Genomic DNA, 13,909 nt, shown 5'->3' with positions numbered 1-13,909 from the left:
CTCCCCTGATTCCATGCAGAACCCTGCCTCTGCCTCACCAAGGTCATCCATGAGTCAGACAGCACAGATGCTGAATAAAATTCCTGGCTACGACACGCTGCGCACCCTGCCCAAGACGGCATTGATCGGGCTGGGCGCGGCTCTGATCGCCCTGATTGTCGCCATCCTGATGTGGAGCCGTGGCCCAACCTACCAGGTTCTGTTCTCCAATCTGGACGACCGTGATGGCGGCGCCATCGTCTCGGCCCTGGGCCAGATGAATGTGCCTTACCAATTCAACACGAACGGCACTGCGATTCTGGTTCCTGAGGATCGGGTCCACGATGTGCGCATGCAAATGGCCTCGCAAGGTTTGCCGCGCAGCGGCAATGCCGGTTTCGAGCTGCTGGATCAAAGCCGCTTTGGGGCCAGCCAGTTCACGGAGCAAGTCACGTATCAGCGGGCGCTGGAAGGCGAACTGGCCAACTCCATCAAGGCCGTGCATGCCGTCAAGGAAGCCCGGGTTCACCTGGCCATGCCACGTGAGACCTTGTTTGTACGCGATCGCCAGTCGCCCACCGCCTCGGTGGTGCTGTCGCTCTACCCCGGCCGCGATCTGAGTGAGGGTCAGGTCTCGGCCATCAGTTGGCTGATCTCCTCCAGCGTGCCCAATCTGCAAGCCGACAAGGTCTCCATCATCGACCAGAATGGTCGTTTGCTCACCGCACCCGCGGGAGAGATGGGCGCGGACAATCAGCAGCGCAACTTTGTCAACGACATCGAGTACCGCGCCGTACAACGTATTCTGACCTTGCTGAACCCGCTGGTGGGCCCGGGCAATGTGCGTGCACAAGTGACCGCCGAGGTGGACTTCTCACGGCGCGAACAGACCTCCGAGGTCTACAAGCCCAATCAGCAACCTGGCCAGGCAGCGGTACGCAGCCAGCAGACCAGTTCCTCCCTGCAACGCAATCCGCAACAGCCCCAGGGCGTTCCCGGTGCCCTGAGCAATCAGGCCCCCAACAATGCCACGGCCAATCTGGTCAACCCGCCAGCCGCTCCCACTCAGCCACAAGCGCCCGCTGCCGCCGGTAATGACACGGCCGCAACTAACACGACACAGACGGCCGATGCCGCTGCCAGCACGGACCCTTCACTGGTTTCCCTGGCCGAGCAGGCCCGTCTTTTGCAAAACACCGGTAATGCGCGCAACGACTCCACCGTCAACTATGAAGTGGACCGCACGATCAGCCACGTCAAAGGGCCCATGGGCCAGCTAAGCCGTCTGTCGGTGGCCGTGGTGGTGAACTATCGCAACACCGACAAGGACAACCAGCCGCTGGACCAGGAAGAACTGGACAAAATCCGCGATCTGGTCAAACAGGCCGTAGGCTACTCGGCTGAGCGAGGCGACAGCCTGAGCGTGGTGAACGGTCAGTTCAACGAGCAAGGCGATATTGATACCCCCTTCTGGAAAAATCCGGAGTACCGAGAGCTGGCCATGGAATTGATCAAGTATGTGGTCTTTGCATTCATTCTGTTCATGGCGTGGCGCATCGTCATCAACCCCATCGTCCAGGGCCTGATTCAGGCCAAGGCGGTGGCGGATGCCCGCGTCGAGCGTCAGAAAGAGGATGCCGCTCGTGAGCATGCCGCTGAACAGCGCGCTGCTGAAATGAGCCGTTACGAAGAGAATCTGAACACCGCCCGCAAGCTGGCTCACGACGATCCACGCGCCGTGGCTATGGTGTTGCGCTCCTGGTTAAACAAAGATGAAAAAAATGAAAACGGCTAAACCGGACGACTCCATCGAACGCAGTGCGATTTTGATGATGTCCTTGGGGGAAGATGCCGCTGCCGAAGTGTTTCGTCACCTCTCGCCCCGTGAAGTGCAGCAGCTCAGTACGGCAATGGCCTCCTTGAAGCAGCTGACCCGTGCCGATATGGACGAGGCGCTGGAGAGTTTTCGTCAGGAAGCCGACCAGTTCATGGCCGTGGCGCTGGATTCAAACGCCTATATCCGCTCGGTATTGACCAAAGCGCTGGGCTCGGACCGTGCCGCTGGCCTGATCGAGGACTTGCTGGAGAACGGCGAAGGCGCCAGCAGCGGTATTGACGCCCTGAACTGGCTGGACGCCTCCAGCGTGGCCGAGCTGATTGCCGACGAGCACCCGCAAATTATCGCCACCATTCTGGTACACCTGGAACGTGACCGTGCCGCCGATATTCTGGGACACATCCCGGATCGCCTGCGTGACGATGTGGTCTTGCGCATTGCCACCTTTGGCGGCGTACAGCCTACCGCGCTGAACGAGCTGACCGAAGTGTTGAACGGCATCTTGTCCGGCCAGGGCGCCAAACGCAGCAAGATGGGCGGGCCGCGCACGGCAGCAGAGATGCTGAACTACATGAACGCCAGCCTGGAAGAGTCCGTACTGACCAGCCTGCGCGGCATGGATGCCGACCTGACCCAGCGCATCGTGGACGAAATGTTCGTGTTCGAGAACCTGGCCGATGTGGAAGACATCGCTATCCAGTTGCTGCTCAAGGAAATCGAAACTTCTGCACTGACTATCGCCCTCAAAGGCGCGCCCGAAGAGCTGCGCGACAAGTTCTTTCGCAACATGTCCAACCGTGCCGCCGAAATGTTGCGCGAGGATATCGACGCCCAGGGCCCGATCCGCATGTCCAAGGTGGAGCAGGAGCAAAAAGCCATTGTGCAGGTGGCACGCCGTCTGGCCGAAGCCGGCCAGATCACACTGGGTGGCCTGAGCGGGGACGAGTATGTCTAGGATGGCCGTGTCTGAACAGGCCCGGCTGGCGTGGGCCGTTTGTTTTTTGCGTCCGGCCTTGGCGCACGGCGCTGGTCAAGGGGGCCTATAGATGCCCAGCCATCGCAAAGCCTCGGCGTACTCAGAGCTGCAGGACAGTTGGACCCGCTGGCAGATGCAAGGGCTCGATGACCCGGCCCCTGCCAACGAGCCGCAAGAACCAGAATTTGTGCCTCCCACCCAGGAAGAGCTGCAACGCGAACTGGACGAGCAGCGCAGTCAGGCACAGGAAGAAGGCCATCAGCAAGGCTATCAGGCTGGTTTCGATCAAGGTCACGCAGCAGGACTGGCTGCGGGCCAGGAAAGCGGCCATGCCCTGGGTTATGAGGCCGGCATCAGCGCCGGCATGGCCAAGGCGCAAGAACAAATCGATCAGTACATCAAGGAATTTGTTGCCCTGAACCAGAACTGCGCCCAATCCATCGAAATGATGAATCAGGAAATGGGGCAGGCGCTGATTCAGCTGGCCACCCGCATTGCCGAGCATGTCTTGCAAAGCACCATCACCTCCGAGCCCGGCCGCATCCGCGATCTGGTCGCCGAGGTGCTGCGCAGCGATCCCGGTGATACCAGCGCCCTGGAACTGAGCCTGCACCCGGACGACATCAGTCTGGTGCGTGAATTTCTGATTGAACAGGGCGAGCCCCGCGCCTGGCGCCTGCAGGAAGATGCCCAGCTGCAACGTGGCGAATGTCGAGTGCGCTCCAGCTACGGCGATATCGACGCGACCTTTGCAACCCGCTGGAAACGGGCACTGGCCAGCCTGGGCTTAGCGGTCCCCTCGGAGCCCTGAATGGTCCCTGCCAAGCTGGCCCCCACCCCCGAACGCTGGCGTGCCCAACTGCTATCGGCGCAACAACGGGTACAAGCGATCGAGCCCAGTTTGCGCAGCGGCCGTGTCGTGCGCGCCACCGGTCTGGTGCTGGAAGCCACAGGTTTGAAACTGGCAGTAGGTGCCGCCTGTAAAGTGGAGCTGTCTGCCGCCCAGAATATCTGGGCAGAAGCCGAGGTTGTGGGCTTTGAGGGCCGGTCCCTGTACCTGATGCCCCTGAGCGAAATTTCAGGCCTGCCGCCAGGGGCACGCGTGGTGCCCGTCGAGGCCCAACTGCAGCCCCCCGTTCCCCTGCCCGACTCCGATCAACCCGACAGGCTGCCTGCCCAGGCCCGCTCTCGCCACGTTCCGGTTGGCCCGGGGCTGCTGGGCCGGGTCGTGGACGGCAGCGGCAACCCGCTGGACGGCCTGGGTCCGATCGACGCCCAATCCTGCGTCCCGCTCAGCCACACCACACCCAACCCGCTCAAGCGCAGCCCGATCGACACGGTGCTGGATGTCGGCGTGCGCGCCATCAATGGTCTGCTCACCGTCGGTCGTGGTCAGCGCATGGGGCTGTTTGCCGGCTCCGGTGTAGGCAAGAGTGTGCTCCTGGGCATGATGGCGCGCTACACCCAGGCCGACATTATTGTCGTCGGCCTGATTGGCGAACGGGGCCGAGAAGTCAAGGAATTCATTGAGCACAACCTGGGCGAGGAAGGTCTGCAACGCTCGGTAGTGGTCGCTGCCCCGGCTGACGTCTCTCCCCTGCTACGTTTACAAGGCGCGGTCTATGCCACCCGTCTGGCCGAGTTTTTTCGCGATGAGGGCAAAAATGTCCTGTTGATCATGGACTCGCTGACGCGCTATGCGATGGCGCAGCGCGAGATCGCCTTGGCGATCGGCGAGCCGCCCGCTACCAAAGGCTACCCCCCTTCGGTATTTGCCAAACTGCCCGCACTGGTGGAACGCGCCGGTAATGGCGAACCGAATGCGCAGGGCCGTTGCGGCTCAATCACGGCGTTTTACACCGTGCTAACCGAGGGCGACGACCAGCAGGACCCGATTGCCGACTCGGCCCGAGCAATCCTGGACGGCCATATTGTGCTGTCGCGCAGTCTGGCCGAAACCGGCCACTACCCTGCCATTGATATTGAAGCCTCCATTTCGCGGGTCATGCCCAGCATCGTGGACCCTGAGCAAGTCAAGATGGTGCACCGTTTCAAGGGTCTGCTCTCCAGCTATCAACGCAACCGCGACCTGATTGCGGTGGGCGCCTACACCCGGGGCAACGACCCGGCCATTGACCAGGCCATTGATCGCTACCCTTGGCTAGAAGCCTACCTGCGCCAGGGCATGCAGCAACGTGTGGATATGCCACGCGCCTTTGATGAGTTGAATGCCGTTTTAAATAGCGAGCAATAAGCATGAAAGCCAACGCCTCCTTACATACGCTGGTCGATCTCAGTCAGAATCAGGTTGACGACGCCGCCCGTCAGTTGCAGGAACTGCGCACGCAGCGCGATGCGGCCCAATCGCAACTGGAAATGCTGCAAACCTATCGACAGGACTATGCCCAGCGCCTGCTCAATGTGGGTCAGGCGGGGGTAACCATGGCGAACTATCACAATTTCCGCCGCTTTATCGTGACATTGGACCAGGCCATTTCCCAGCAAAATAGTGTTATCCATGCGCTGGAAGAGAAGATGGAACAGGGACGACAGATCTGGTATGGCCACCAGCAACGCCTGAAAGCCTATGAAACCCTGATCGATCGTCGTCTCCAGACTCAACACGTCCAGCAGCAAAGAATGGAACAACGAAACAGCGACGAAATCGCTGCTCGTCTCTTTACCCGCAGCCAGACCGCCTATTAAACAAGCGCCGCCATGACTTCGCCCACTCTTTCGGTTTTACCTGCGGCTCCTGCCGCACCCTCGGCCCCCGTCGCCCCTACGGCCGGGCCTGCGGCTGCGCACGCGCCCAAGGACGAAGGCTTTGCCCAGCATCTGCAAACGCAACAGCAACACGTGCAAGGCAAAGGGGCTGGCAAGACAGGGACCGCTGCCAGACAGGACCACGCTCACACCCAGGCTCTCGCACGCAGCCCCAAACAGGCTGAGACAGTAGCCGGGCCAGCGGGGGCCAGTGAGCTGGACACCCTGATCACAGACCCGGCCTTGATGATCGCCGATCAGAGCGACCTGGAGCTGGACACCGAGGCACCGGCCGATAGCGGCCTGCCCGCAATGGCCTTGTCCATTCTGTCGCAAGTGCAAGCCATCAAGAACAGCAAAACCGAGATCAAAGCAGCGCAGACAGAGCGCACGCTACCTGTGACCGCCGCCCACACGCGCCAGACTCTGGCCGCCGAGCTGAGCAGTACCCGCGCCGCAGCCGTGGCGACCCCCTTGGAAACCACTGCGGCGCAAGCAGATGTTGACCTGAGTGCTGAACTGGCCTTGCCCAAATCCCTTGAGAACAGTAATCCGCTGGCTGCCACCCCCGTCCGCAAAGCGGCTGTCAATGCGGCCCACGTCGTAAACGACACCGCATTTAACACCAAGCTCGTCGCGAGCACAGCGTCGTCTCAAGCTCATCTGATGGATGACGCTTCAGCGTCTCTGGCGGCCCTGGGTCGACACATGGCGGAGGATGCTCGTGCAGGCGTGAACCTGAATCTGCCCGCTCTGGATGCGTCCTTGCTGGCCCAACTGAGCGCCACGCCCGGCACGCTCCCGGCTAACAGTCCCGCCGCCTTACCCAGCGCAATGACGCTGGCCATTGCCACACCGGTTCAATCCCCTGAATGGGGCGCTGCCATGGGACGCCAGATGATTACACTGGCCCAGCAAGCCCAAGGCAGCATTCAAAGTGCTGATATCCGCCTGGACCCGCCGGAACTGGGCCCCCTGCGCATTACTTTGCAGATGCAGGACGGCATGGCCCACGCCATGATTACCTCACCCCACGCCCAAGTGCGTCAGGCCCTGGAGCAGTCCCTGCAACAACTGCAACAGCAGTTCGCGGAAAACGGCCTGACTCTGGGCCAGGCGGACGTGGGTGACCAGCACGCCTCGCATCAGGCCTTTCGCGAGCAATTGGCAGCCCAAGGCAGCCAGGGCGAGCAGGCCGCCTTCAGCCTGAACACGGTGGCATCCCCAGAGGAGACCGACCTCTTGGTGAACCGCAGCGCTACCCGCTCGCTGAACCCGGATGCGCTGGTTGATACCTTCGCCTGACTCCCAGCCCCACGGACCGCCCGGCAAAAAGCATGATTAAGCTCGAAAAGCAGCGTCTATTCGCCGGGCCTGTCCTGTCTGACCTCCGGCACAATAGCTCAGGCATGCAGTCAGGCTCAGGCCAGACATGCGTTTGTCTGTTTGTCATACGCTAGAAAATACATCGCTCACATCACATGGCCCGAAAAGCACCCACCAAACTTGCACGCCTGATGAAAACCGGTCTGCTGGTTCTGTTTATTATCGCCGCTAGCGTGGGCGCAACCCTGTACTACTCCTGGCAACAAAGCAGCCCGCCTGCGTGGTTGGCCTGGGCAGAAAAAGGCCAGTCGGTTGAAGCCGCGCCTGCCCCTGACGAGCCTGCCGCCGTCAAGATCAACGCTAAGCCCATTTTTGCGCCGCTGGACCCGTTCACCGTCACCCTGAACGAGAATGGCCGCTCGCGCATTCTGTATGTGGGCATCACCTTGCGCGTTCAGGATGATGGTTCGCGCGCCATGCTGGTGGAGTACATGCCCATGGTTCGTGACCGGGTGCTCAAGATCCTGGCTGAACAGCGTCCCACCTACATCCAGACTTCCGAAGGGCGTCAAGCCTTGGTTGCACAGCTGAGCGCGGGCCTGAAAGAGCCCTACCCGCCCAACCCTGCTGTTCCGCACATCAATGATGTCCTGTTCACCGCCTTTGTCATCCAATAAATGTCGTATCAGAGCTTCTTATCCCAAGACGAAGTCGATGCACTGCTGGCCGGTGTTACCGGCGAAGGCGCTGACACCAAGCCCCTGAATGAAAACCTCTCTGGCGTGCGGGCCTATGACCTGACCTCGCCAGATCGGGTGGTGCGCCACCGCATGCAGACGCTGGAGCTGATCAACGAGCGCTTTGCCCGTCGGCTGCGCTCGACCATGCTCAGCTTCATGCGCCGCAACGCCGACATTACCGTCGGCTCCATTCGCATTCAGAAGTACTCGGACTTCGAGCGCAACCTGCCCGTGCCCAGCAACCTGAACATGGTTGCCTTAAAGCCTCTGCGTGGCGTGTCGCTGTTCACCTACGACCCAAACCTGGTCTTTCTGATTATCGACAGCCTGTTTGGTGGCCATGGCCGCTACAACACGCGTGTGGAAGGTCGCGACTTCACCACCACAGAACAACGCATTATCCAGCGTTTGCTGACCCTGACCCTGGAGAGCTATTGCGGCGCCTGGGAGTCGATCTACCCGCTTGAGGCGGAGTACATGCGCTCGGAAATGCACACCAAGTTTGCCAGCATCAGCAGCAGCAACGATATCGTGGTGGTGACCTCGTTCAATATTGAATTCGGCGCCCAAGGCGGCAATCTGAACATCTGCCTGCCCTACTCCATGATCGAGCCGGTGCGCGACCTGTTGACGCGCCCCTTGCAAGACAAGGGCACCGATGCCATCGACCAGCGCTGGACCCAGCAGCTCTCGCGCCAGGTGCGCAGCGCCGAAGTCGAGCTGATTGCCAACTTTGTCAATATCGACATGACCATTGCCGAGCTCACTCAGCTCAAGGTCAATGATGTGTTGCCCATTGACATCCCCACTCTAATTGAAGCCCACGTGGATGGGGTGCCGGTTCTGGAATGCCAGTATGGCACTTCCGGCGGCCGTTACTCCCTGCGGGTAGAAAACATCCTGGCCACCAACGACAGCGATTTGACTAAAGGTAAGTCCCTATGAGCGACCCTCACAACCCTAACGACCGGTCTGCGCCCGAGGACGACTGGGCAGCCGCGATGGCTGAGCAACAGGCCGGCACCCAAAGCAGCACCCAGGCCCAAGGTCTGGAACAGCCCCTGGAAGATGACTGGGCCTCGGCCCTGGCCGAGCAAAGCGCGGCTACGCCGGTGCACGAACCCAGCCCGGCCAGCAATCTGTTCCCCCCCATGGAACCGGCCCAGAACACGGCAACCACCGATATCGACATGATTATGGACATCCCCGTCCAGCTGTCGGTAGAGCTGGGTCGCACCCGCCTGACCATCAAGAACATTCTGCAACTGGGCCAGGGCTCGGTCGTGGAGCTGGATGGCCTGGCCGGAGAGCCCCTGGATATTTATGTGAACGGCTACCTCATCGCCCAGGGTGAAGTGGTGGTCGTAGACGACAAGTACGGGATTCGCGTCACCGATATTGTGACGCCCTCGGACCGTATCCAGCGACTGAACGGTCGTCGCTAGAACATGGAACAAGCCCAGCTCGTCAGAATCATGCTTAGCCTGCTGCTGGTTGTGGGCCTGATTCTGGCAGCAGCCTGGGTGGCCCGCCGCGGCGGGCTGCTCAGGAATCAGAATCAGCAACGCATCAAGATTCTGGACAACCGGCGGCTGGGCCCGCGCAGCAGCGTCGCCCTGATCCGGATTGACGAGCGCGAAATTCTGATTGGCATCACTCCCCAGCAGATCAGCCTGTTGCACACACAGGCGTCTGCCAGCCCCGAGGCAGATTTCCAGACCCATCTGGACCAGCACCGTGCGCCCCGCTGAACGCATCATGACTGCATTTTCATCCCCTGCCCGAGCACACGTCAGTATCGCTCTGCTTCTGGCTCTGATCTGCCTGTTCCTGCCTTCCCAGGCCGTGGGGCAGGCCATTCCGGCCATCACCAGCACCGCGGGCCCGAACGGTTCGCAAACCTGGTCGCTCAGCATCCAGACCCTGGCCATGCTGACCATGATGTCCTTTCTGCCGGCGGCCCTGCTGATGATGACCGGCTTTACCCGTGTCATTATCGTGTTGGGCCTGCTGCGCAATGCCATGGGCACGGGGACAGCGCCACCCAATACGGTGCTGGTGGGTCTGGCTCTGTTTCTGACCTTCTTCGTGATGTCGCCGGTGTTTGACCAGGTGTATCAGGACGCCTACAAGCCGCTGTCGGAAAACAAGATCAGCTTTGAGGCGGCCCTGGAGCAAGGCGCTCAGCCCCTGAAAACCTTTATGCTGCATCAGACCCGCGAAGCCGACTTGAAATTGTTTGGCGATATGGCGGGCGTGGGCGAGCTGCAAACGCCCGAAGAAGTTCCCTTGCGTGTGCTGGTGCCCGCCTTTGTCACCAGCGAACTGAAAACCGCTTTCCAGATCGGTTTTACGATCTTCATTCCCTTTCTGATCATCGACCTGGTCATTGCCAGCGTGCTGATGTCCTTAGGGATGATGATGGTCCCGCCCGTGACCATTTCGCTGCCCTTTAAGCTCATGCTGTTTGTACTGGCCGACGGCTGGCATTTACTGCTGGGTTCGCTGGCCCGCAGCTTCTATCAATAAAGGACCGCCATGACTCCCGAAACCGTCATGTCCATGACCTATACCGCCTTGAAACTGGCTCTGTCCATGGCCGGCCCCATGCTGATCGTGGTGCTGGTCGTGGGTCTGGGCATCAGTATCTTCCAGGCGGCCACCCAGATCAATGAAATGACGTTGTCGTTCATCCCCAAGCTGCTGGCCATGGGCATTACCGTAGTGCTGCTGGGCCCATGGTTGATCAACAATATGGTCGACTATATGCAGGGCCTGCTACGCGGCATTCCCGGCCTGGTCAATTAGGACAGGCCGGAGCGAGGAGGCTGCCGTGAGCCCACCACCATGTGTCTGGCAAGGCGCACGGCCTTGTCAGACCCGCAGGCCCCAGGCGCACCGTGCTTGACCTGAACTCCGCCCAGCTCCATGCCTGGCTGAACGCCTTTCTGTGGCCGTTCATCCGCATTCTGGCCACCCTGGCGACAGTTCCTTTTTTCAGTGAATCCGCCATTCCCAAACGCGCCAAGATCGGGCTGGGTTTTATCCTCGCTCTGATCGTAGCGCCCTCGCTGCCCCCACTGCCTGATCTGCCCACCGCCTCGTACGAGGCTTTGCTGATTGCGGCGCAACAAGTGTTTATCGGCGTCGCGCTGGGGCTGACCATGCGCATCGTATTCGCAGCGGTACAGACAGCGGGCGAGTTCATCGGGCTGCAGATGGGCCTGTCCTTCGCCTCCTTCTTTGATCCGGCCACGGGCGCCAATACCGCCGTGCTGTCGCGGCTGCTGAACGTGATTGCGGTGCTGACTTTTCTGGCCCTGAACGGTCATCTGCTTTTGCTGGGTGTGCTGGTGCGCACGTTCCACGTATTGCCCATCGGTGCAGACCTGAACATCAATGGCTGGGGGGCATTGCTGGATTGGAGCAGCGAGTTGTGGGTGTCAGGCATGCTGCTGGCCCTGCCGCTGATTATTGTGCTTCTGACCATTAACCTAGCCTTCGGCATCTTGAACCGTACCGCCCAACAGCTGACGATTTTTGCGGTGGGTTTTCCGATTACGCTGACCATCGGCCTGACCTTGCTGGTCGTGGTGATCCCGCAAACCACGCCCTTTCTCGCCCAGTTGTTCAACTCCGGCTACGAAGCCATGATGCGGGTTGCCCTCGGGCTGGCTGGCCCTTAAAAGGCATGGGCCTGGCGCTGCTTGTGCGCCTGCATCAGACGCCGGGCCTGGCCCAGCGTCAGGACACCTTTTTGTTTGGCACGTCCAATCAACAACTGCATCAACTGGGCGCTGATCAACGCGTCTCCCAGGGCATCATGCCGCTCACTGACCGGCAGACCACAATACCGCAGACAATCATCCAGGCCCAGTCGACGACCACGCCATTCGGGCAGCAGACACGTTGCCAGTTCAGCCAGATCCAGGGCCAGAGGCCGGGCCTGTTGCACACCGGCCTGAGGCCAGGCACGGTCCAGAAATGCCAGATCAAAATCGGCATCCCAGGCGACCCAGACCGAGTTTTCCGAATAACGGGCAAAGTCACGCATGAGCTGCGGCAAGGGTTCACCTTTTTCCTGCAGCTGCGGACTGATCTCATGAATCAGCAGACTCTCTGGACTGCGTTCGCCGTGTGCGCGCACCAGACCGGCCCACACATTGCCCAGGGCAATCGAGCCCCGCTCCAGTCGTACTGCGCCCATTTGCACAATATGGTGGCGTTTGGGTTCCAGCCCGCTGGTTTCCAGGTCCAACACGGTAAATGCCGCTTCGTCCCATGTGAGCTCATCCACCCCGCTCCAGGACAGGGAGGGGCTACGGGCGGCGAAGGAAGCGCGTCGCCAGGGGAGCCAAGAGAGCAATTTCATAAGCGGTACCGGAACGCCAGAATACGCTGAGCACGACGCACTTGTGACAAGGCCTCGCGCAAGACGCGGGCATCCAGTGCGCCCAAGCTGCCCAGACGCACCAGATTGTCCGGCTCCTGGCCTTGTTGCAACTGCGTCTGATGATGTTGCAAACGCAGCAACTGCAAATAACGGTAGGCCTCGCGCAGGCCCTCCGACTCCTCTGCGCTAAAGACGCCACGCTGGGTCAACACCGCCAACCGGTCCATGGACGAAGGCAACTCACAGCCGTGGGCCAGCGCCAGCACGCGCAACACATCCACCATCGGGGCCAATGCCTGCTTCTTGATATCCAGCTTGTCATCGCCCTGCCCCATCAAGGCCTCCAAACGACTGCGCTTTTTGCCACTGGGAATGCGGGTTTGACAGGTGCTTTGAGCCAGCATGCGCTGAAACACCGGATTATCGTTCACCATGCCCAGCACGCGCCGCTGCAGACGTTGCAACAGGCTGGTCTGCCCCCAGATGCTCCGGCAGTCAAAATAAATCGTGGACTCAAGCAACTGCTCGGGTGCCGGCCGCTCGATCATGATCTGAAAACGATGTAACCATTCCGCTTCGGAAAGACATAGCTCAGGGTTGCTGGCCATGATATTGCCCGTACACCAGGCCATGCCGCAACGGTCCAGAGCCTCGTTGACCCGACGCGCAAACGGCAGGAGCAAGGCCCGGTAGGCGTTGGCCTGCTCCGGCGAGGTGGCGCTAAATAAAATGCCATTATCCTGGTCGGTGTGGCGGGTCTGCTCACCCCGGGCCTGGCTGCCAAAGGCCAGCCAGCAAAACTCGATGCCATCCAGCCCCGAGCCGGGCAAAGACAGTTCGATCGTGCGCTGAACCGTATGGTCATTCAAACGCGTAATTACGGCTGTCAGTTGCTCAGAGCGCGCACCGTGGGCCAGCATGGCATCGACCAGTCGGCCAATATCGGCTTGCAAGCGCACCAGCCCGGACACATCCTGGGCGCAACGCAAGGCACGCGACAGGTGGACCAGATCGACGCGCTGCAAGGAGAACACATCGCGCTCGGACACCATGCCCACCACTTTATGATTCTGAACCAGGCAGACATGACCGATCTGATGCTCGACCATCAACAGCGCCGCATCAAACGCCGAAGCCTGAGGCGCAAGCCAGACCGGGTCCGGCGTCATGATTTCCGACATGGCCTGACCTGGATCGTATTGGCCTCCAGCCACCAGACGGCGCAGATCGCGCAAGGTGAAGATCCCCAACAGATGCTGATCGGCATTGACCACGACCATGCTGCTGACCTGCCGCTCGTGCATGTCTTTGACGGCCTGCTCGACCGGACAATCAGGCAGACAACTGAGCAGTCCCCGTTCTGTCAGGGACTGCAGACTCATGTCCAAGGTATAACTGGCCCCCAGATCGGCACTGGCGCTTTTCTGAGCGCTGCGCCAGACCGAAGCCAGCAAACTGCTGGTGCCGCGGAGACAATAATCCCGAAACGGTTCGCTGATGCTCAACAGATGCGCAACGGCCTCACCGGCCACACACAAGGTGAAACAGTCTTCCTGTACCTGGTAGGCGCTCTCCAGCGCTTGCCCGGACACCAGCTCACGCACTGGCAGCAGGTCTCCTTCCACATACTCCTGGGTTTCGCCGTGCGCCTGGGTGCCGATCTGTCCCTGGCGAACAAGATAGAGCTGATCGACGCGCGCGCCCTGCTCCAACAGCACCTGCCCGGCCGAGAAAAACCGGAGCTCACTATGTTCGATCAGGTAATCGCAGTGCTGTGCCTGCATCTGATCAAAAGGTGGGTAAGCAATCAACCAGGCCAAGATGCCGGGCGCTTTCTGGCGCACCGCCGTCTTGGCCACGGATTCACCGGGAATCGCGAAGGACATGGGCGT

At 60.6% G+C, this 13,909-nt stretch carries 15 protein-coding genes; 13 read left to right on the top strand and 2 right to left on the bottom strand.

The annotated features are described in order from the left end of the window. Positions 1–49 precede the first annotated feature (49 nt). The 13 genes from fliF to fliR all read left to right on the top strand — a co-directional run bounded on the left by fliF (position 50) and on the right by fliR (position 11,310). Positions 50–1,774: a flagellar basal-body MS-ring/collar protein FliF gene (gene fliF / locus VF694_RS08180; protein WP_003804626.1), complete on the top strand. Its 1,725-nt coding sequence runs from the start codon at positions 50–52 to the stop codon at positions 1,772–1,774. Next, positions 1,761–2,771, top strand: a complete 1,011-nt coding sequence (gene fliG / locus VF694_RS08175; protein WP_039943984.1) for a flagellar motor switch protein FliG — start codon at positions 1,761–1,763, stop codon at positions 2,769–2,771. Before fliF ends, fliG begins: the two co-directional genes overlap by 14 nt. A 91-nt stretch (positions 2,772–2,862) precedes the next feature. Then, positions 2,863–3,603, top strand: a complete 741-nt coding sequence (fliH, locus tag VF694_RS08170; protein ID WP_003804630.1) for a flagellar assembly protein FliH — start codon at positions 2,863–2,865, stop codon at positions 3,601–3,603. Next, positions 3,604–5,046: a flagellar protein export ATPase FliI gene (gene fliI, locus VF694_RS08165; RefSeq protein WP_003804631.1), complete on the top strand. Its 1,443-nt coding sequence runs from the start codon at positions 3,604–3,606 to the stop codon at positions 5,044–5,046. Positions 5,047–5,048: 2 nt separating this feature from the next. Beyond that, positions 5,049–5,498 (top strand): flagellar export protein FliJ, encoded by a 450-nt coding sequence (gene fliJ / locus VF694_RS08160; RefSeq protein ID WP_003804635.1) that lies wholly within the window; start codon positions 5,049–5,051, stop codon positions 5,496–5,498. A 12-nt stretch (positions 5,499–5,510) separates the two neighbouring features. After that, complete coding sequence (locus tag VF694_RS08155) at positions 5,511–6,863, top strand: flagellar hook-length control protein FliK (protein WP_440164064.1); 1,353 nt, start codon at positions 5,511–5,513, stop codon at positions 6,861–6,863. Between the two features lie 212 nt (positions 6,864–7,075). After that, positions 7,076–7,561, top strand: coding sequence for a flagellar basal body-associated FliL family protein (locus tag VF694_RS08150; protein ID WP_230406276.1), 486 nt, complete (start codon positions 7,076–7,078; stop codon positions 7,559–7,561). Beyond that, a complete protein-coding gene (fliM, locus tag VF694_RS08145; protein ID WP_059317899.1) occupies positions 7,562–8,569 on the top strand; it encodes a flagellar motor switch protein FliM in 1,008 nt (335 codons plus the stop codon). Continuing rightward, positions 8,566–9,069, top strand: a complete 504-nt coding sequence (fliN, locus tag VF694_RS08140; protein WP_003804644.1) for a flagellar motor switch protein FliN — start codon at positions 8,566–8,568, stop codon at positions 9,067–9,069. The genes fliM and fliN overlap by 4 nt, the downstream gene beginning before the upstream one ends. Before the next feature lie 30 nt (positions 9,070–9,099). Then, positions 9,100–9,375 (top strand): flagellar biosynthetic protein FliO, encoded by a 276-nt coding sequence (fliO, locus tag VF694_RS08135; protein ID WP_003804646.1) that lies wholly within the window; start codon positions 9,100–9,102, stop codon positions 9,373–9,375. Positions 9,376–9,382: 7 nt separating this feature from the next. Then, positions 9,383–10,153, top strand: a complete 771-nt coding sequence (gene fliP, locus VF694_RS08130) for a flagellar type III secretion system pore protein FliP (protein ID WP_039944016.1) — start codon at positions 9,383–9,385, stop codon at positions 10,151–10,153. A gap of 9 nt (positions 10,154–10,162) precedes the next feature. Then, the gene (gene fliQ / locus VF694_RS08125; RefSeq protein ID WP_003804652.1) at positions 10,163–10,432 is read left to right on the top strand and encodes a flagellar biosynthesis protein FliQ; all 270 of its coding nucleotides are present in this window, start codon (positions 10,163–10,165) and stop codon (positions 10,430–10,432) included. 92 nt (positions 10,433–10,524) lie between these two features. Then, entirely contained in the window at positions 10,525–11,310 is a 786-nt protein-coding gene (gene fliR, locus VF694_RS08120; protein ID WP_039943987.1) for a flagellar biosynthetic protein FliR, read from the top strand. On the opposite strand, the gene VF694_RS08115 is transcribed toward fliR, so the two are convergent. Continuing rightward, positions 11,307–11,996 (bottom strand): 3'-5' exonuclease, encoded by a 690-nt coding sequence (locus VF694_RS08115; RefSeq protein ID WP_003804656.1) that lies wholly within the window; start codon positions 11,994–11,996, stop codon positions 11,307–11,309. The genes fliR and VF694_RS08115 overlap by 4 nt on opposite strands. Beyond that, positions 11,993–13,903, bottom strand: a complete 1,911-nt coding sequence (locus VF694_RS08110; protein WP_440164061.1) for a DUF294 nucleotidyltransferase-like domain-containing protein — start codon at positions 13,901–13,903, stop codon at positions 11,993–11,995. The genes VF694_RS08115 and VF694_RS08110 overlap by 4 nt, the downstream gene beginning before the upstream one ends. Positions 13,904–13,909: the final 6 nt, after the last annotated feature.

This window comes from Alcaligenes sp. Lyrl_28 (assembly GCF_051948705.1).
Lineage (GTDB): Bacteria > Pseudomonadota > Gammaproteobacteria > Burkholderiales > Burkholderiaceae_B > Alcaligenes > Alcaligenes ammonioxydans.
Note: the sequence above shows the minus strand (reverse complement) of the source record. Positions and strands in the feature narration are given on the sequence as shown.